18 protein-coding genes are annotated in these 17,545 nt (G+C 63.1%); 12 read left to right on the top strand and 6 right to left on the bottom strand.

Going from position 1 to position 17,545, the window contains the following annotated elements; all coding sequences use genetic code 11:
- The first annotated feature begins 324 nt into the window (after positions 1-324).
- Entirely contained in the window at positions 325-2,364 is a 2,040-nt protein-coding gene (locus tag CKW09_RS07775) for a choline transporter (protein WP_061797578.1), read from the top strand.
- A 51-nt stretch (positions 2,365-2,415) separates the two neighbouring features.
- Here CKW09_RS07775 and CKW09_RS07770 read toward each other — a convergent pair whose 3' ends face one another.
- From CKW09_RS07770 to CKW09_RS07760, 3 genes are read right to left on the bottom strand one after another with little or no spacing between them, the layout of a single operon-like run.
- Positions 2,416-2,691 (bottom strand): pentapeptide MXKDX repeat protein, encoded by a 276-nt coding sequence (locus tag CKW09_RS07770; RefSeq protein WP_061797580.1) that lies wholly within the window; start codon positions 2,689-2,691, stop codon positions 2,416-2,418.
- Positions 2,692-2,751: 60 nt separating this feature from the next.
- The gene (locus CKW09_RS07765) at positions 2,752-3,528 is read right to left on the bottom strand and encodes a molybdopterin-dependent oxidoreductase (RefSeq protein ID WP_061797581.1); all 777 of its coding nucleotides are present in this window, start codon (positions 3,526-3,528) and stop codon (positions 2,752-2,754) included.
- A gap of 10 nt (positions 3,529-3,538) precedes the next feature.
- Entirely contained in the window at positions 3,539-4,150 is a 612-nt protein-coding gene (locus tag CKW09_RS07760) for a cytochrome b/b6 domain-containing protein (RefSeq protein ID WP_095096498.1), read from the bottom strand.
- 152 nt (positions 4,151-4,302) lie between these two features.
- On the opposite strand from CKW09_RS07760, the gene CKW09_RS07755 reads away from it, so the two are divergent.
- Positions 4,303-5,016: a response regulator transcription factor gene (locus tag CKW09_RS07755; protein WP_061797583.1), complete on the top strand. Its 714-nt coding sequence runs from the start codon at positions 4,303-4,305 to the stop codon at positions 5,014-5,016.
- A 3-nt stretch (positions 5,017-5,019) separates the two neighbouring features.
- Positions 5,020-6,486: a sensor histidine kinase gene (locus tag CKW09_RS07750; protein ID WP_061797585.1), complete on the top strand. Its 1,467-nt coding sequence runs from the start codon at positions 5,020-5,022 to the stop codon at positions 6,484-6,486.
- Positions 6,487-6,510: 24 nt separating this feature from the next.
- Here CKW09_RS07750 and CKW09_RS07745 read toward each other — a convergent pair whose 3' ends face one another.
- Both CKW09_RS07745 and CKW09_RS07740 read right to left on the bottom strand, forming a co-directional pair.
- Complete coding sequence (locus CKW09_RS07745) at positions 6,511-7,932, bottom strand: heavy metal sensor histidine kinase (RefSeq protein ID WP_095096496.1); 1,422 nt, start codon at positions 7,930-7,932, stop codon at positions 6,511-6,513.
- Entirely contained in the window at positions 7,929-8,600 is a 672-nt protein-coding gene (locus tag CKW09_RS07740; RefSeq protein WP_061797587.1) for a heavy metal response regulator transcription factor, read from the bottom strand. Before CKW09_RS07740 ends, CKW09_RS07745 begins: the two co-directional genes overlap by 4 nt.
- A gap of 140 nt (positions 8,601-8,740) precedes the next feature.
- Here CKW09_RS07740 and CKW09_RS07735 point away from each other — a divergent pair, with 140 nt between their 5' ends.
- Genes CKW09_RS07735 through CKW09_RS07725 form a run of 3 tightly spaced genes read left to right on the top strand, consistent with a single transcriptional unit; the run spans position 8,741 to position 10,747 of the window.
- The gene (locus CKW09_RS07735) at positions 8,741-9,367 is read left to right on the top strand and encodes a hypothetical protein (protein ID WP_095096494.1); all 627 of its coding nucleotides are present in this window, start codon (positions 8,741-8,743) and stop codon (positions 9,365-9,367) included.
- A 14-nt stretch (positions 9,368-9,381) separates the two neighbouring features.
- Entirely contained in the window at positions 9,382-9,987 is a 606-nt protein-coding gene (locus CKW09_RS07730; RefSeq protein WP_061797589.1) for a cytochrome b/b6 domain-containing protein, read from the top strand.
- The gene (locus tag CKW09_RS07725; protein ID WP_061797591.1) at positions 9,980-10,747 is read left to right on the top strand and encodes a molybdopterin-dependent oxidoreductase; all 768 of its coding nucleotides are present in this window, start codon (positions 9,980-9,982) and stop codon (positions 10,745-10,747) included. Before CKW09_RS07730 ends, CKW09_RS07725 begins: the two co-directional genes overlap by 8 nt.
- A 99-nt stretch (positions 10,748-10,846) precedes the next feature.
- Here CKW09_RS07725 and ygbI read toward each other — a convergent pair whose 3' ends face one another.
- Positions 10,847-11,611 (bottom strand): DNA-binding transcriptional repressor YgbI, encoded by a 765-nt coding sequence (gene ygbI / locus CKW09_RS07720; RefSeq protein WP_061797592.1) that lies wholly within the window; start codon positions 11,609-11,611, stop codon positions 10,847-10,849.
- Between the two features lie 280 nt (positions 11,612-11,891).
- Here ygbI and ltnD point away from each other — a divergent pair, with 280 nt between their 5' ends.
- The 6 genes from ltnD (at position 11,892) to CKW09_RS07690 (ending at position 17,539) form a co-directional block, all read left to right on the top strand.
- Positions 11,892-12,806, top strand: a complete 915-nt coding sequence (gene ltnD / locus CKW09_RS07715; RefSeq protein ID WP_061797593.1) for an L-threonate dehydrogenase — start codon at positions 11,892-11,894, stop codon at positions 12,804-12,806.
- Positions 12,806-14,065, top strand: coding sequence for a 3-oxo-tetronate kinase (otnK, locus tag CKW09_RS07710; protein ID WP_061797594.1), 1,260 nt, complete (start codon positions 12,806-12,808; stop codon positions 14,063-14,065). The genes ltnD and otnK overlap by 1 nt, the downstream gene beginning before the upstream one ends.
- The gene (otnC, locus tag CKW09_RS07705) at positions 14,062-14,694 is read left to right on the top strand and encodes a 3-oxo-tetronate 4-phosphate decarboxylase (RefSeq protein ID WP_061797595.1); all 633 of its coding nucleotides are present in this window, start codon (positions 14,062-14,064) and stop codon (positions 14,692-14,694) included. The genes otnK and otnC overlap by 4 nt, the downstream gene beginning before the upstream one ends.
- A gap of 3 nt (positions 14,695-14,697) precedes the next feature.
- A complete protein-coding gene (otnI, locus tag CKW09_RS07700) occupies positions 14,698-15,474 on the top strand; it encodes a 2-oxo-tetronate isomerase (protein WP_061797597.1) in 777 nt (258 codons plus the stop codon).
- A 104-nt stretch (positions 15,475-15,578) separates the two neighbouring features.
- Positions 15,579-16,949: a GntP family transporter gene (locus CKW09_RS07695; RefSeq protein ID WP_061797599.1), complete on the top strand. Its 1,371-nt coding sequence runs from the start codon at positions 15,579-15,581 to the stop codon at positions 16,947-16,949.
- Positions 16,950-17,008: 59 nt separating this feature from the next.
- A complete protein-coding gene (locus CKW09_RS07690) occupies positions 17,009-17,539 on the top strand; it encodes a GNAT family N-acetyltransferase (RefSeq protein WP_061797600.1) in 531 nt (176 codons plus the stop codon).
- Positions 17,540-17,545 lie beyond the last annotated feature (6 nt).

Genomic DNA, 17,545 nt, shown 5'->3' with positions numbered 1-17,545 from the left:
TTCATGAGAACTATTAAACTTTTTTTTGATTGAACGTTCAATAAAAATTGCATATATTTTATTGCCGCCTGGTTACAATTTTGTACTTTTCGGTTGTGGAACTGGCTGATTTTTGTGAGGTAATTAACGAATCTGACCAAAATCAGTGGCCCTAAGCGGTTCCCGCCACGAAACAGTTTCTTGTTTCGTTAACAGGCAAAGCGGCAATATTTGGCAAGCAGAATGATGGTTGCCGCCGCCTTTATTCGCGCTTTTTCCGGGCGACGCCTGCGCGTCGTTCAGGTTAGGGTGCGAACACGATTTTACTCAGATCAGAGGATGACGATGACAACACGCGAAACCTCCTCAAAACCGCAGCAGGATCGCCTCAACCCTGTGGTTTTCTTCACGTCGGCGGGGCTGATCCTGGCCTTCTCGCTGATGACCATCTTTTTCACCGACTTCTCCGGGCGCTGGATCACCCGAACCCTGAATTGGGTGTCGACCACCTTCGGTTGGTACTACCTGCTGGCCGCCACCCTGTACATTGTGTTCGTGGTGTTTATCGCCGCCTCGCGCTTCGGCTCCATCAAGCTCGGGCCTGAGCAATCCAAACCGGAATTCAGCCTGATGAGCTGGGCGGCGATGCTGTTCGCCGCCGGCATCGGCATCGACCTGATGTTCTTCTCGGTCGCCGAACCGGTGACCCAGTACATGATGCCGCCGGAGGGCGACGCGCAAACGCTCGAGGCCGCGCGCCAGGCCATGGTGTGGACGCTGTTCCACTACGGCCTCACCGGCTGGTCGATGTACGCGCTGATGGGCATCGCCCTCGGCTACTTCAGCTACCGCTACAACCTGCCGCTGACCATCCGCTCGGCGCTGTACCCGATCTTCGGCAAGCGCATTAACGGCCCGATCGGCCACAGCGTGGATATCGCCGCGGTGCTGGGCACCATCTTCGGCATCGCCACCACCCTGGGCATCGGCGTGGTGCAGCTGAACTACGGCCTGAAGGTGCTGTTCCAGGTGCCGGAAAATCTGACGGTGCAAGGTTCGCTGATCCTGCTGTCGGTGATCATGGCCACCATCTCGGTGACTTCCGGCGTCAATAAGGGCATCCGCATCCTGTCCGAGCTGAACGTGCTGCTGGCGTTGGGGCTGATCCTGTTCGTGTTGTTCTTCGGCGACACCGAGTTCCTGCTGAACGCGCTGGTGCTCAACGTCGGCGATTACATCAACCGCTTTATGGGCATGACGCTCAACAGCTTCGCCTTCGATCGCCCGGTGGAATGGATGAACAACTGGACCCTGTTCTTCTGGGCCTGGTGGGTGGCCTGGTCGCCGTTTGTCGGCCTGTTCCTGGCGCGTATTTCACGCGGCCGCACCATTCGCCAGTTCGTGGTCGGCACGCTGATCATTCCGTTCGTGTTCACCCTGCTGTGGCTGTCGATCTTCGGCAACAGCGCGCTGTACCAGATCATTCACGGCAACGCCGAATTCGCCCAGGAAGTGATGCAGTACCCGGAGCGCGGCTTCTACAGCCTGCTGGCGCAGTACCCGGGCTTCACCTTCAGCGCCTCGGTGGCCACCATCACCGGCCTGCTGTTCTACGTCACCTCGGCGGACTCCGGCTCGCTGGTATTGGGCAACTTCACCTCGCGCCTGGCCGACATCAATAACGACGCGCCGAACTGGCTGCGGATTTTCTGGTCGGTGGCGATCGGCCTGCTGACCATCGGCATGCTGATGACCGACGGCGTGCCCGCGCTGCAGAAGACCACGGTGATCATGGGCTTGCCGTTCAGCTTCGTGATCTTCTTCGTGATGGCCGGACTGTACAAATCGCTGCGGGTCGAGGACTACCGCAGGGCCAGCGCGCTCAGCACCCTGGCGCCGGTGCCGGTTTCCAGCCACGACGTGCTGAACTGGAAACAGCGCCTGTCGCGGGTGATGAACTACCCGGGCACGCAGTACACGCAGAAGATGCTGGATAAAGTGTGCCGCCCGGCGATGCAGGACGTGGCGCGCGAGCTGGAGCTGCGCGGCGCGAAGGTGGAGTTCACCGAGGTGCCGCCGGCGGAAGATGAACGGTTGAACCACCTGGAACTGCTGGTGCGGTTGGGCGAGGAGCAGAACTTCATCTACCAGATCTGGCCGATGCGTTACTCGGTGCCGGGCTTCACCTACCGCGCCCGCTCCGGCAAATCGCACTACTACCGGCTGGAAACCTTCCTGATGGAAGGCACCCAGGGCAACGACCTGATGGACTACAGCAAAGAACAGGTGATTGGCGACATTCTCGACCAGTACGAGAAACACCTGAACTTCCTGCATATTCACCGCGAAGCGCCGGGCAACACCCTGACCTTCCCGGATATGTAACAGGCGCAGGCACGGCCGAAAGGCGCAGTTGTTTAAACTGCGCCTTTTTTATTACTGCCCCATCGCATCCTTTTTCATTTCGTCCTTTTTCATGCCGTCCTTTTTCATCGCCTCCTTGCCCATGTGATCCTTCTTCATGCAGTCTTTACCCATGCAGTCTTTCTTCATGGCATCCTTTTTCATGCCGTCTTTCGCCATGCCGTCGTGCGACATCTGGCTCATGCCGTCCTTCTTCATCGCGTCCTTGCCCATGCCGTCTGCGGCATTGGCACCGGCTACGCCCAACATCAACGCGCTGCACATCATCATTGCGAATAACTTTTTCATGGTATTTCCTTCTTGCGGGTAAAAGACACCTGAGGTGTCGGGGAAGGTTTGCGGCCGCCGTCAGCTGCCGCCAAACCAGTTGTAACCTTGGTCTTCCCAATAGCCGCCGGGGAAGCGATTGGTGACCTCGATGACCTGTATGTGTTTCGGGTTCTTGTAGCCCAGCTTGGTCGGCATGCGCAGCTTCATCGGATAACCGTATTTGCGCGGCAGGATCCGGCCGTCGTAGGTCAACGCCATAATGGTCTGCGGATGCAGCGCGGTGGCCATATCGATGCTGGTGTAGTAGTCGTCGGCGCATTTAAAGCCGACGTAGCGGGCCTGCAGGTCCGCGCCGATCGCCTTGAGAAACGCCGCGAACGGCACCCCGCCCCACTTGCCGATGGCGCTCCAACCTTCGACGCAGATATGGCGCGTCACCTGCTCTATCTGCGCCATGCGATGCAGCTGCGCCAGCGTCCAGTCGCGTTTGTCCAGCACCAGCCCGGCCACCTGCAGCCGATAATCGTCGCCGTCGATCTCCGGCGCATCCTCTTCGCCGTAGAAGGCGTTGAACGGAAACGGCCGGGTGATCATCGATTCCGGGTACACCGGCGCCAGCCGGTCGGCGTTGAACAGCCACCCCTGCACCCGATCGTTGAAGCCGGAAATGCGGCTCAGCGCCTGTTCGACGCTGGCGTTGCCGCTGAGGTCACAGCCGGTGAGCATCGCCACCCCGCCCAGCGTCAGGCCGTTGCGCAAAAAGCGGCGGCGCGACGAAGCCCCCAGCAGCCGCTGCGCCTCTTTGACGATCGCCTGGCCTTCGCTCAGGGTGACAGAGGGCTTATCGGTTTTCATCGTCATCTCCTTAACGCCCACGCAGCATGGCCAGCAAGGTGCGGGGCACCAGCGCCACCATCACCAGATGGATCACCACAAACCCCACCAGCGCCGACATGGCGAAAAAGTGGATATAACGCGCCGCCTCGTAGCCGCCGAGCAGCTCGCGCAGCAGCGGGAACTGCACCGACTTCCACAGCACCAGGCCGGAAAGCGCCAGCAGCACGCTGTCGGCCATCGCGAACAGGTAGGCCGCGCGCTGCACCATGTTGTAATGGCGCGGGTCGGCGTGCCGCAGCCGGCCGCGCAGCGCCGCCGCCAGGTCGGCGAAAAAGCGTCCGGGGCTGAGCGGCCAGAAGCGGCGCTTGAAACGGCCGCTGCACAGGTTGATCAACAGGTAGCACAGCCCGTTAACGCCAAACAGCCACATGCCGGCAAAGTGCCACTGCAGCGCCCCGCCCAACCAGCCGCCGAGCGTCAGCTCGTTGATAAAGCTGAAGTTGAACAGCGGCGATGCGTTGTAGATGCGCCAGCCGCTGGTGACCATGATCAGCATCGCCAGCGCATTCAGCCAGTGCGTCAACCGCAGCCACCGCGGATGCACGATCGGCGGCGTGGTCTGAGTAACGGACATGCTCATGGTGTTCTCCCGGCGGCCAAGGTTGCGATGAGCGAAGTATTCCGCGGATTTGTTCCCCAAGACCTCACGCAAAGTTAAATAAAATGTGATAACTCCCCCCGCGGCGCTTGTGTAGACTTCAGAGAGGATCAGGCAATCAGCGGCGGGGAAAGATGGAAAAAGCGAAGAGAATTTTGATCGTTGAAGATGACGGCGACATCGCCGAGCTGCTGCAGCTGCATCTGCGCGACGAAGGCTATGACATCAGCCACGCCGCCGACGGCAACCTGGGCATGAGGATGCTGGAACAGGGCGGCTGGGACGCGCTGATCCTCGATCTGATGCTGCCCGGCGTCGACGGGCTGGAGATCTGCCGCCGGGCGCGCAACATGACGCGCTATACGCCGATCATCATCACCAGCGCGCGCTCCAGCGAGGTGCACCGCGTGCTGGGGCTGGAGCTGGGCGCCGACGACTATCTGGCCAAGCCCTTCTCGATGCTGGAGCTGGTGGCGCGGGTCAAGGCGCTGTTTCGCCGTCAGGAAGCGATGAGCCGCAACCTGCGCATGGACGCCGGCACGCTGAGTTTCGACGGGCTGACCATCGACCCGATCGCCCGCGAGGTGCAGCTGAATCAGCAGTCCGTCGATCTGACGCCGCGCGAGTTCGACCTGCTGTATTTCTTCGCCCGCCATCCGGGCAAGGTGTTTTCGCGCCTCAGCCTGCTGAACCAGGTGTGGGGCTATCGGCACGAGGGATACGAGCATACGGTGAACACCCATATCAACCGGCTGCGCATCAAAATAGAGAGCAACCCGGCGGAACCCGAGCGCATCCTCACGGTGTGGGGCATGGGCTATAAATTCGCGGCCGCGCCGCAAGAGTGAACCATGAAAAATCTTACCTTAGCGCAACGCCTGACGCTGATCTTCACGCTGTTGATGGTGATCAGCTGCGCCTTTTCCGGCTGGATGCAGGTGCGCAGCAGCACCCAATACAGCCAGGCGGTGATCCAGCGGCTGTCCGGCAACCTGGCGCAGCACATCGCCGCCAGCAACCCGCTGCTGGGCCGGGACGGCCTGAACCCGCAGTCGGTGCATACCCTGTTCGATCAGCTGATGGCGGTGAATCCGAGCGTCGAGGTCTACCTGCTCGATAAACAGGGCCACATCATCGGCAACGCCGCGCCGCAAGGCCGCCTGAAACGGCAAAAGGTCGATCTGCTGCCGCTGCAGGCGCTGCTCGACGGCGCGCGCATGCCGGTGTACGGCGACGATCCGCGCAGCCCCGCCGGCAAAAAAGTGTTCAGCGCCGCGCCGCTGAAGGTCAACGGCCAGATTGAAGGCTATCTGTATGTGGTGCTGCTCGGCGAGGATTATACCGCGTTGGCCAGCAACGCCCAGTTCAGCTCGGCGGTTCACATGGCGCTGTGGTCATCGGGCGTGATGGTGCTGTTCGTCCTGCTGGCCGGCGCTTTCGCCTTCCGCTGGGTGACGCGGCCGATCCGCCGTTTGACCCGCCAGGTCAGCGCCCTGGACAGCGGCGGCATCGCCGCGGTGCAGGCCTATGCCGCTCAGCCGGCCGTCGCGGCGGGGCGCGACGAGGTAAGCCAGCTGCAACAGGCGTTTCGCAGCATGGCGCTGCGCATCGCCGAACAGTGGCAGACGCTGTCGCAGCAGGACCAGCAGCGGCGCGAATTTATCGCCAATATTTCTCACGATCTGCGCACCCCGCTCACCTCGCTGCACGGCTATCTGGAAACGCTGTCGGTAAAATCGGCCAGCCTGAGCGAGAACGATCGCCGACGCTACCTGGAGACCGCGCTGGCGCAAAGCCGCAAGGTGGGCAAACTGGCGCAGGCGCTGTTCGAACTGGCGCGGCTGGAGTACGGCGCGGTCAAGCCGCAGAAAGAGCCGTTTTCGCTCAGCGAGCTGGTGCAGGACGTGTTCCAGAAGTTCGAGCTGGCGGCCGAGGCGCGGCATCAGCGATTGCGCGCCGATATCGCCCCGGGCATTCCGCCGGTGTTCGCCGATCTGAGCATGATCGAACGGGTGCTGACCAACCTGCTGGACAACGCCATTCGCCATACGCCGCAGGGTGGCGAGATCGGCGTGCGTCTGTGGCAGCAGCGAGACCGGGTGCTGGTGCAGGTTAACGACAGCGGCCCCGGCATTCCGCAGGCGCTGCGCGCCGACCTGTTCGTGCGGCCGTCGATCCTGAGCGGCGCGCGCCGTCATGCCGGCGGGCTGGGGCTGATGATCGTACGGCGCATTTTGCAACTGCACGGCAGCGACATTCAGCTGGTCGAGCAGGCGCAAAAAGGCGCCTGCTTCCGCTTCGCCATTCCGTCGCGTTAATCGATGCCGCTGTTCAGCGAAGGATTAATCGGCCCGGGGGAATATCAGGCTAAAGGTGATGCGCGCCGAGGGTTCGCCGGCGATGCATTCGGCGCTGACCTCGCCGCCGTGCAGCGTCATGATGGCGCGCACGATCGACAGCCCCAGCCCGCTGGCGTGAACGCCGGCGCTGCGGGCGGGGTCGGCGCGGTAGAACCTGTCGAACAGCTTGTCGAGATGCGCGGCGGCTAACGGCGGCCCCTGATTGATCACCCGCACCGCCGTTGCGCCGGCTTCGCGGCCTACCCACAGCCGTATCCGGCTGTTTTCATCGGCATAGCGCACCGCATTGGCCACCAGATTGCTCAGCGCCCGCTGAAACAGCATGCCATCCGCCCACAGCGTCCCCTCGCCTTCGCAGCTCAGGGTCATGCCGCGCTCTTCCGCCAACCCTTCAAAATAGTCGGCGACCCGCCGCAGCTCCTGCCCCAGGTCGAGACGGCTGCAGTTCAATACCGACTGCGCTTCGCCGGCGCGCGCCAGAAACAGAATGTTCTCCACCATGCGTGAAATGCGCTCCAGCTCCTCCATGTTGTTCGACAACAGGGTTTCGTATTCCTCCACGCTGCGCGGCTGATACAGCGCCACCTGACAGTGCCCCATCAGCGCCCCGACCGGCGTGCGGATCTCATGCGCCAGATCGGCGGAGAACTGCGTCAGCCGCTGGTAGCCCGCATTCAGGCGATCGAGCATGGCGTTGAACGAACGGGTCAGCTGCCGCAGCTCCTGCGGGGCGCCCTGCTCGCTCAGGCGGGTAGACAGCGTGTTGGGCGTAATCACCGCCGCCTGCGCCGCCATCTTCCACAGCGGCCTCAGGCCCCGGCGCATCACGCCGTACCCCAACAGCGCGATCAACAGAAACGCCACCGCCACTGCGGCGACGATGCGCCACAGGTAGCGCGCCAGCATCTTTTGTTCGTTGACCATCACGTGCGCGGCGGAAATCTGCAGCAGGCTGCCGTCCTCCAGCCGCACCATCGCCGAGGCCGCGCGCAGCGGCACGCCCCGTTCGGTTTCACCGCCGCGCATCGCGTCCAGCGTCTGCGGCCGATCGGCCGGCGTCGGCGTTATCGGCGGCAGCGCCAGCCTGGCGGGATTGACGTTGATGAGCGGCTGTTGCCCCGGATGCTGAAAAATCAGCACGTCCTGTTCGTTGCCCAGCATGTTTTCAAACAGGCCGGTATTGGCGGTAAGCCGGGCCAGGGGAAAGCGCTGGCTCAGCAAATGGCGAAAATACTCCACTCGCCCGGTGACCTGCAGATCGCTGCGCAGGGTCATTTCCTGCCGCATGGCGCTGAACAGATACCAGCCGGTGCCGCTCACCACCAGCGCCGCCACCAGCGCGAACAGCACGGCGGTGCGCAGCGTCAGCGACAGGCTGCGCCAGCGTTGGGCCAGCCCCCTCATGAACGCGGCTCGCAGACATAGCCGATGCCGCGTACGCTATGAATCAGCTTGATGTCGAACGGCCGGTCGATTTTGGCCCGCAGCCGTTTGATCGCCACGTCCACCACGTTGGTGTCGCTGTCGAAGTTCATGTCCCACACCTGCGAGGCGATCAGCGTGCGCGACAGCACTTCGCCCTCGCGCCGCACCAGCAGGTGCAACAGCATGAACTCCTTGTTGGTCAGCGGGATCACCACCTCCTGGCGCACCGCCCTGCGGCGCAGCACGTCGAGCTGCAGATCGGCGATGGCGTAATGGTCAGCTTCGCGCACCGGGCCGCGGCGCAGCAAAGTGCGCAGACGCAGCACCAGCTCGGTAAAGGAAAACGGCTTGATCAGATAATCGTCGGCGCCCAGTTCCAGCCCGTGAATGCGGTCCTGCACGCCGTCGCGCGCGGTCAGAAACAGGATCGGCACGTCGCTTTTCTTGCGCAGCACCTCGATGATTTGCCAGCCGTCCAGCCCCGGCAGCATCACGTCGAGCACGATGGCGTCGTAGCCATGCTCCAGCGCCCGGAACAGCCCGTCGGTGCCGTTGCGCGCCAGATCGACGCTGTACCCCGCTTCACCCAGCCCTTTCTTCAGGTAATTCCCCGTGCTGGTATCGTCTTCAACCACCAGTATTCGCATGCTCGCCACCTCGTTACGCCTGCAAAAATACTAGCAGTTTCGGCGGACAAATTTGATGACATTAATGTCATCAAACGGCCATGGTGCTGTCCCTATTGTTCAACCATGCTTAAGCGGCAAACCCATTCAAGGAGAACTTTATGATTACCCGTCATCGTATCGCCGGTTTACTGTTGTCCAGCCTGCTGCTGTGCAGCGGCGCGGCCGCCGCCGCTCAGGCGCCTGGCAAGGTCATCGCGCCGCTGCGCGGCACCATCGATCAGGTGTCCGACAGCAGCCTGCAGCTCACCGACCGCAAGGGAGAAAAAATCAGCGTCAAGCTTAACCAGCAGACCAAGGTGCTGAGCGTATCGAAAGCCACGCTGGACGACATCAAACCCGACAGCTTTATCGGCACCGCGGCGGTGCCGCAGCCGGACGGCACCCTGAAGGCGCTGGAGGTGCACGTGTTCGCCGCCAGCCTGCGCGGCACCGGCGAAGGGCATTCCGCCTGGGAATCGGCCGACGGCAAGGTGGACACCATGACCAACGGCACCGTCGGCAAGCTGGTTAAATCCAACGGCCGCACGCTGACCGTCAATTATGGCAACCAGCAGAAAACCGTCGCCGTACCGGAAGACGTACCGATCGTCACCCTCGATCCGGGCGATCTCAGCCTGCTGAAGCCGGGCGTGCACATCGTGCTGTTCTCCGCCGCCGACGCCCAGGGCCAACGCGTCGCCACCCGCATTTCCGCCGGCAAAGACGGCACCGTGCCGCCGATGTAATCAGGGAGACGATGATGACCCCCAACGCGCCGCGGCCGGCGCATCGCTGGCCGGTCCGTATTACCCACTGGGTTAACCTGTTCGCCATGATCTGCATGTTCATGAGCGGCTGGGAAATCTATAACGCCTCGCCGCTGTTCGGTTTCCGCTTCCCGCCGCAGATGACGCTCGGCGGCTGGCTGGGCGGCGCGATTGGCTGGCATCTGGCGGTGATGTGGCTGCTGGCGCTCAACGCGCTGTGCTATCTGCTGTGGAGCCTGTTCAGCGGCCATTTTCGCCGCGACCTGTTGCCGCTCGGCGCCGGCGCGCTGCGGCGCGATATCCTGCAGGCGCTGACGCTGCGCCTGCAGCACCGACAGGGCCGCTATAACGCCATTCAAAAATTGATGTATCTCGGGGTGCTGGCGCTGGGAGGGCTGCTGGTGCTTTCCGGGCTGGCCATCTGGAAACCGGTGCAGCTGCAGCATCTGGTGGCGCTGTTCGGCGGCTTTGATACCGCACGCTACGTGCACTTCTTCGCCATGGCCGGCATCGGCCTGTTTGTGGTGATCCACCTTTTGATGGTGATCCTGGTGCCGCGCACGCTGTGGGCGATGATCACGGGAGGCAAGCATGAGTGAGAAAAAAGCGCGTCCCGCCGCGCCAACCCTGGAACCGGCGCAAAAGAAACGGTTAGTGAACCTGCAGCGCCGCTTGATGTTGCGATCCGGACTGACGCTGGGCGGCATCGCCATGCTGACCGGCTGCAACCTGCAGGATGGCGATCAGGTGGATAAAGTGCTGTGGGCCATGTCGCGCTGGAACGATCGGGTGCAGGCGTGGTTGTTCAGCGGCCAGCGGCTGGCGCAAACCTACCGGCCCGACCAGATCACCGACCCCTTTCCGTTCAACGCCTTTTACCCCGAGTACAACGTGCCGGAGGTCGATCTCGCCGGTTACCGGCTCGAGGTCTCGGGCAAGGTAGCGAAACCAGCGCCCTGGACGCTGGAACAGCTGCAGCGGCTGCCGCAGCGAAGCCAGATCACCCGATTGATCTGCATCGAGGGCTGGAGCGCCATCGGCCAGTGGGCCGGCGTACCGCTGCGCACTTTTCTGCAGCACGTCGGCGCGGACCTGACCGCCGGCTACGTCGGCTTCAAGTGCGCCGATCGCTACTACTCCAGCATCGACATGGCGACGGCGCTGCACCCGCAGACCCTGTTGGCGCTGGACTTCGGCGGCAAGCCGCTGCCGGCGGATTACGGTTATCCGCTGCGCCTGCGGGTGCCGACCAAGCTGGGGTTCAAGAACGCCAAGCACATCGCCGCCATTTTCGTCAGCGACGTCAACCCGGGGGGCTACTGGGAAGATCAGGGCTATAACTGGTTCAGCGGCATTTAGTTTTGCGCCGCCGCCGTCGGCGGCGAACGGCAATGGGGCGGGCCGCTTATCCGCCGCTCCACCGTCAAATCGACCTTATCGCCGCCTGTTTTTTTCCCTCTATTCCCCCGCCGTCATCAGCGTAATATCCGCCTGCGAAATCGCCTCGCGCGCGGCGGCGGGCAGGCCGTCGTCGGTAATGATGGCGTCGAACGCGGCGATCGGCAACGCCAGGTAGGTGGCTATCTTGCCGTATTTCGAGGTGTCGCTGAGCAGAATGCAGCGCCGGCTGGCTTCGACAATCGCCTTCTTGACCATCACCTTGTCCTCGTTCGGCGTCGACAGGCCGCGCATGCTCCAGGACGAGGCGGAAATAAACGCCAAATCGATAAACAGCCCGCGCAACGCCTGCGCCGCCGCTTCACCGACGCAGGAACGGTTTTCGCGGCAGACGGTGCCGCCGGTGTGAATGATCCGGCATTGGCTGTGCTCGATCAGGAACCCGGCAATCACGAAGTCATTGGTCACCACCGTCAGATCCTCGCGTTCGCTGATGTGCTTGGCCAGCGCCAGCGTGGTGGTGCCCGCATCCAGATAAACGCAGCTGTTGGGCGGGATCTGCCGCGCCGCCAGTTGGCCGATAGCGGCCTTTTGCCGGCTGAACAGCCCTTCCTTGGTCTGATGGGAAGGCTCGGTCGCCACCCGCTCCGCCGACTGCACGCCCCCCGACACCGCCAGCACCGCCCCCTGCTCCTCCAGCTTTTGCAGATCCCGGCGGATAGTCATGTGCGATACCCCCAGCCGTTCCGTTAATTCGGCTATGCTCACCACGCCGCGTTCGGACACCAGCGCTAGAATTTGTTGATGGCGTTCTACAGGTATCAAGGTTCCCTCTCCGTGCCGCAGTGATAATAATTGTGATTTTACGTCAATTTTCGTTCGGCGACAGCGATAATTATTCGGGCAGCGAAGCGGCGAAGCGTGATGGCTGCATTCTTAATGCCATGTAAGTTAAAGAAATAAATAAAAACTCCTCTGCGAGCGAAACGGTGCGTGTTATTTTTGATTGTTAATTATTGTGATGACGATCGCGGATAAGCGCCACAAAAGCGCTTACATTTAACACAACAAAACAAATTATCACTAAAATTAACAGAGGTATGACATGACAGTGCCAGGGCAATATTCAGTTTGCGTGATCGGGCTGGGCGCGATGGGCATGGGCGCAGCGAAGTCGTGCATCCGCGCCGGGCTGACCACCTACGGCGTCGATCTTAACCCCCAGGCGCTGGCGGCGCTGCGGCAGGCCGGCGCCACGCAGGCGGCGACCAGCGCCGACGCCTTCGCCGCCGAACTGGATGCGGTGTTGCTATTGGTGGTTAACGCCGCCCAGGTGAAACAGATCCTGTTTGGCGAGCGCGGCCTGGCGCCCCGGCTCAAACCCGGCATCCCCCTGATGGTCTCGTCCACCCTTTCCGCCGACGATGCCAAACAGATAGAGCAACAGCTGAAGCCCCTGGGGCTGCATATGCTGGACGCGCCGGTATCCGGCGGCGCGCTCAAGGCGGAGGAGGGCCAGCTGACGGTGATGGCCTCCGGCGCCGAGGCCGCCTTCGACCGGCTGCAGCCGGTGCTGGACGCCATCGCCGGCAAGGTCTACCGCATCGGCGAAGACATTGGCCTGGGCGCGACGGTGAAAATCATTCACCAGCTGCTGGCGGGGGTGCACATCGCCGCCGGGGCGGAGGCCATGGCGCTGGCCGCGCGCGCCGGCATTCCTCTCGACGTGATGTATGACGTGGTGACCCACGCCGCCGGCAATTCCTGGATGTTTGAGAATCGCATGCGCCACGTGGTCGACGGCGACTATGCGCCGAAATCGGCGGTTGATATCTTCGTCAAGGATTTGGGCCTGGTGGCGGACACCGCCAAAGCGCTGCATTTCCCGCTGCCGCTGGCCTCCACCGCCTTCACCATGTTTACCGCCGCCAGCAACGCAGGCTACGGTAAAGAAGACGACAGCGCGGTGATCAAGATCTTTTCCGGCATCGACCTGCCACAGAAGAAGGAGGATCTCTGATGCAGCTCGGCATCATAGCGGACGACTTTACCGGCGCCACCGACATCGCCAGTTTTCTGGTGGAGAACGGCCTGCCGACGGTGCAGCTCAACGGCGTGCCGCAGGATGAGGCTCCGCCCGACGCGCAGGCGGTGGTCATCAGCCTGAAATCTCGCTCCTGCCCGGCGGCCCAGGCGGTAGAACAATCGCTGCAGGCGCTGGCCTGGCTGCAAAAGCAAGGTTGCCGGCGGTTCTACTTCAAATACTGCTCCACCTTCGACAGCAGCGCGCAGGGCAATATCGGCCCGGTGACCGATGCGCTGCTCGACGCGCTGGGCGAAAATCTGACGGTGATCTCGCCGGCGCTGCCGGTGAACGGCCGGACGGTGTATCAGGGCCATCTGTTCGTCGGCGAGCAGCTGCTGTCGGAATCCGGCATGCGCCATCATCCGGTCACGCCGATGACCGACAGCAATCTGCTGCGGCTGATGGAGGCGCAGGCCGCGGGGCGCTGCGGTTTGGTGAGCGCGGCCGAGATGGACCGCGGCGCGGAAGCGGTGAGTGAAAAACTGCGGCGGCTGGCGCAGCAGGGCGTGCGCTATGCGGTGCTGGATACGCTCAACGAGCAACATCTGCTGACCCAGGGCGAAGCGCTGAAAACCATGAAACTGGTGACCGGCGGCTCTGGCCTGGCGATCGGCATCGCCCGCCACGCGGCGCGGCCAGCAGACAAATCGGCGCAGGCCGCCGGCGCGCCGCAGGGCGCGAAAGCGGTGGTGCTGTCCGGCTCCTGCTCCACCATGACCCAGCGGCAGGTGGCGCGTTATCGTCAGCAGGCGACGGCGCAGGCGCTGGAGGTAACGCGCTGTCTGAACGAAACCGATCGCGCCGCCTACGCCGAAGAGCTGGCGGAATGGGCGCAGCGCCACGCGGCCGACGCCCTCGCCCCGCTGCTGTACGCCACCGCCGCGCCGGAGGCCTTGCAACAGACGCAGCGGCAATACGGCGCCGCCGCCAGCCAGGCGGTGGAAGCCCTGTTCGCCGAGCTGGTGAAACGGCTGCGGCAGCGGGGGTTCAGCCGCTTTATCGTCGCCGGCGGCGAAACCTCCGGCGTGGTGACGCAGGCGCTCGGCATTGGCGGTTTTCATATCGGCCCCGGCATTTCTCCCGGCGTGCCCTGGGTGCGCGCCATCGGACAACCGGTTTCACTGGCCCTTAAATCGGGTAATTTCGGCGACGAAAACTTCTTCGCCCGGGCGCAAACGGAGTTTCCAGTATGACATCAACCCCCGAACAGCAGGCGCGCGAAGAGATGGTGCGCCTCGGCGCCTCGTTCTTTCAGCGCGGTTACGCCACCGGCTCCGCCGGCAATCTGTCGCTGCTGCTGGCGGACGGCACGCTGCTGGCGACGCCGACCGGCTCCTGCCTGGGCGAACTGCAGGCCGAGCGGCTGTCCAAGGTCAGCCTGAACGGCGACTGGCTGTCCGGCGACAAACCGTCGAAGGAGATCAGCTTTCACCGTGCGCTCTATCTGAACAACCCGGAATGCAAAGCGGTGGTGCATCTGCACTGTACCTACCTCACCGCCCTCTCTTGCCTGCGGGGGCTGGACAGCGAAAACGCCATCAAGCCATTCACGCCCTACGTGGTGATGCGGGTCGGCAAAGTGCCGGTGGTGCCCTACTATCGGCCCGGCGATCTGCGGCTGGCGGAGGATCTGGCCAGGCTGGCGCCGAATCACCGCGCCTTTCTGCTGGCCAATCACGGGCCGGTGGTGACCGGCAAGGATCTGCGCGCGGCGGCGGACAACGCCGAAGAGATGGAAGATGCGGCGAAGCTGATTTTCACCCTCGGCGACCGCCCGATACGTTATTTGACCGATGACGAAATAGCCGAGTTACGGAGCTGAATCATGCCTAAATTTGCCGCCAATTTATCGACGATGTTTAACGAAGTGCCTTTCCTCGCGCGCTTCGAAGCCGCCGCCGCGCAGGGTTTCAAAGCGGTGGAGTTTTTATTTCCCTATGAATATCCGGCCGAACTGCTGGCGGAAAAGCTGCGCGACAACGGCCTGCGGCAGGTGCTGTTCAACACCGCGCCGGGGGATGCGGCCGCCGGCGAGTGGGGATTGGCGGCGCTGCCGGGCCGCGAACGGGACGCGCGCGCCGATATCGACCGCGCGTTGAGCTACGCCATTGCCCTGGGTTGCCCCTGCGTGCACGTGATGGCCGGCGTTGTTCCGCCGGGCGAAGACCGCCGGCGCTACCGCGACGCCTTTATCGGCAACCTCCGGTATGCCGCCGACGCCTTCGCCCAGCATGGGATCAAGGTGCTGATTGAGGCCCTCAGCCCGCAGGTCAAGCCCGACTATCTGTTTTCCAGCCAGCATCAGGCGGCGGAGCTGGCGGCGGCGGTCGACCGCCCGAACCTGTTTATCCAGTTTGACGTATTCCACGCTCAGTTGGTGGATGGCGATATCAGCGGGCTGATGAACTCGCTGGCCGGGCGCTACGCGCATATCCAGATAGCCTCGGTGCCGGAGCGCCATGAGCCGGACGACGGCGAGCTGAATTATCCCTGGCTGTTCGCCCAGCTGGACGCCCTCGGTTATCAGGGCTGGGTCGGTTGCGAATACCGGCCGCGCGCCGATACCGCCGCCGGGCTCGATTGGGTCAGGCCTTACCTGTAGGTAGTCCGCCAACACCGGTGATTTAACCCTATAAAAATTATACGCACCCGTATCGCCGACCGGCGATCGCGGTGCCTGACGCTTACCCGATAAAGGGCTATCCCATGTCTACCTCTATGCTGTTGATGATTGCCGTATTAGGTGTGGTGCTGCTGTTGCTGATGGTGATTAAGGCGAAAATTCAGCCGTTTGTCGCCCTGCTGGTGGTCAGCCTGCTGGTCGCTTTGGCCAGCGGCATTCCGACCGGTGAAGTGATGAAAGTGATGACCGCAGGCATGGGCGGCGTGCTCGGCTCGGTGACCATCATTATCGGCCTCGGCGCCATGCTCGGCAGAATGATCGAACATTCCGGCGGCGCAGAATCGCTGGCGCAGCGTTTCAGCCAGGCGCTGGGCCCGAAACGCACCATCGCCGCGCTGACTCTCGCCGCCTTCATCCTCGGCATCCCGGTGTTCTTCGACGTCGGCTTTATCATTCTGGCGCCGATCATCTACGGTTTCGCCAAGGTGGCCAAAGTATCGCCGCTGAAGTTCGGCCTGCCGATGGCCGGCGTCATGTTGACGGTGCACGTCGCGCTGCCGCCACACCCGGGCCCGGTGGCCGCCGCCGGCCTGCTGAACGCCGATATCGGCTGGCTGACCATTATCGGCCTCGGCATCTGCATCCCGGTCGGGGTGATTGGTTACTTCGCGGCGAAATACCTCAATCGCAAAGCCTATCCGCTGTCGATAGAGGTGCTGGAACAGCTGCAGCTGGCGGCGCCGGAACCGGCCGCGGAGGGGCGGGCGCCGCTCAGCGATCGCATCAATCCGCCGGGCGCCGGGCTGGTGGCCGCGCTGATCGTCATCCCGATCGCCATCATCATGCTGGGCACGGTTTCCGCCACCCTGCTGCAACCGGGCTCGGCGCTGCGCGACGCGCTGACGTTGCTGGGGTCTCCGGCGGTGGCGCTCATGATAGCCCTGATGCTGGCGTTCTATTTTCTGGCGCTACGCCGCGGCTGGAGCCTGCAGCACGCCGGGGACGTGATGGGCGCCGCGCTGCCGACCGCCGCGGTGGTGATCCTGGTCACCGGCGCCGGCGGCGTATTCGGTAAAGTGCTGGTGGAATCCGGCGTCGGCAAGGCGCTGGCGGAGGTGCTGACCACCATCGGCCTGCCGCTGGTCCCCGCCGCCTTTATCATCTCGCTGGCGCTGCGCGCCTCGCAGGGTTCGGCCACGGTGGCGATCCTGACCACCGGCGGCCTGCTTTCGGAAGCGGTCAGCGGCCTGAATCACCTGCAGCTGGTGCTGGTCACCCTGGCCACCTGCTTCGGCGGGCTGGGGCTGTCGCACGTCAACGACTCCGGTTTTTGGATAGTCACCCGCTACCTTGGACTGTCGGTCGCCGACGGCCTGAAGACCTGGACGGTGCTGACCACCCTGCTCGGCCTGAGCGGCTTCCTGTTCACCTGGCTGCTGTGGCTGATGGTGTAACTTCTCTGGCATACTGGCGGCGTTGGTCACCGCCTTTCACTTTGTGCAGGAGCAGAATAATGATCCCTATCACCGCCGCGCCGACGCTGCTTACCGAGCGTTTACGGCTGGACGCGCATACGCTCGACGACTTTGATGCCCTGGCCGCCCTATGGGCCGATCCTGAGGTCGTGCGCTATATCGGCGGCACGCCGCGCGACCGCGAAGACTCCTGGGGCCGCCTGATGCGCTACGTCGGGCACTGGGCGCTGCTGGGCTACGGCTATTGGGCGGTGCGCGAACGCAGCAGCGGCGCATACCTCGGCAGCATCGGTTTTTCCAACTTTCAGCGCGATATCGACCCGGCGCTCGATGCGCCGGAAATGGGCTGGACGCTGATCGGCACAGCCCAGGGAAAAGGCTACGCCACCGAAGCCCTGCGCGCGGCCCTGACCTGGGGGAAAACCTATTTACCCGGCGACGACGCGGTGTGCATTATTTCTCCGGAAAACCGGGCTTCGCTGGCGTTGGCGCGCAAGGTCGGCTTCACCGAAAGCCACCGCAGCGAATATCATCACAACCCGATAACGGTGATGCGCTGCCCGCTATAATCGCGG

Origin of the sequence: Serratia ficaria (genome assembly GCF_900187015.1) — a bacterium.
Lineage (GTDB): Bacteria > Pseudomonadota > Gammaproteobacteria > Enterobacterales > Enterobacteriaceae > Serratia > Serratia ficaria.
The sequence above is the reverse complement of the archived record's forward strand: the minus strand, read 5'-3'. Positions and strand labels throughout refer to the sequence as shown.